Origin of the sequence: Microbacterium hominis NBRC 15708, assembly GCF_001592125.1 — a bacterium.
Classification (GTDB): domain Bacteria; phylum Actinomycetota; class Actinomycetes; order Actinomycetales; family Microbacteriaceae; genus Microbacterium; species Microbacterium hominis.
On record NZ_BCWI01000049.1, the window covers coordinates 1 to 1,006 of the forward strand.

Genomic DNA, 1,006 nt, shown 5'->3' on the forward strand with positions numbered 1-1,006 from the left:
GGGATCAGCAACGGCAGTCCGGCGATCGACGCGACCGGGAGCATCACCGCGCCGGCGAGCATCCGGGATCGGGTGAGCGTGCGGCGCGGCGCGTGTCGAGGTGTCCGGGCGGCACGGGTGGGCCGACGGCGTCGATCGCGTCGCGTCTGGACGGGTGGGGAAGACAGGGCGGCTCTCGCCGCACGGCGCGTTCCGGTACCGGGAGTCGGGGTGGAGGGGGCGGGTTCGGGCATACAAGACTTTCCTGGATGAGGGGGACGATGAAGGTGCGCACGGTCGCCGTCACACGGTCCAACCGGGAGCCGCGGCCCGGAGTGCACGGCGAGAATCCGGGATCGGATCACCCATGGCGCTGCCGCAGACGGGTCGCGCTCGCCTGCGGGCCGCACATCGTGGACCGTCGGCGACATCACGCGCCGGCGGCGGCTCAGGCGGCGGGCGCGGGCGGGGTGCTGATCAGGTGCGGCTGATCGACAGCACGATCAGGGAGGGCCGCAGAAGAGGCGACCTGGACGTGAACGAGCTCGACCTGCCGGGGAGGGATCGCAGCCACGCCGGCAGCGACATCCACCCGTCCCGGGCCGGGAGCACCAGGATGAGCAGGGTCAGCAACGCGAGCAGACACGTCACGGCAGCTACAGCATGAGACGTCCCGCAGACCGTCTCATCGCACGAGGGCGTCACCACCCCGCTGACCAGGACATCAGCGGCGGCATCGGGGGCCGCAACGACTGCGGAGGCGGACACGACAGTGCCCGCCTGGTCCTCTTCCAGACTCAGCGAATGCATCGCAAGCAGCCCCGCGATGATCGCGGTCACCGCGGCCAGGTAGAACCACAGGGCACGCCGGGACCCGAGTGCCCGCCGTCGCGCCACCACCTGGTTCACCGTCGACGCCCCTTCCTCGATCACGCCCAGCATACCCCGGGCGGGTAGCCATCCCCGAAGCGATACCCATCCTGGATACCCCGGATGGGTATATGCTGAGTGGTAGGGGGCACCCGCT

1 protein-coding gene is annotated in these 1,006 nt (G+C 70.7%); it reads right to left on the reverse strand.

Annotation, left to right across the window (positions count from 1 at the left end):
- Positions 1-456 precede the first annotated feature (456 nt).
- Entirely contained in the window at positions 457-912 is a 456-nt protein-coding gene (locus tag MHO01S_RS16140) for a DUF6153 family protein (RefSeq protein ID WP_157555798.1), read from the reverse strand.
- Positions 913-1,006 lie beyond the last annotated feature (94 nt).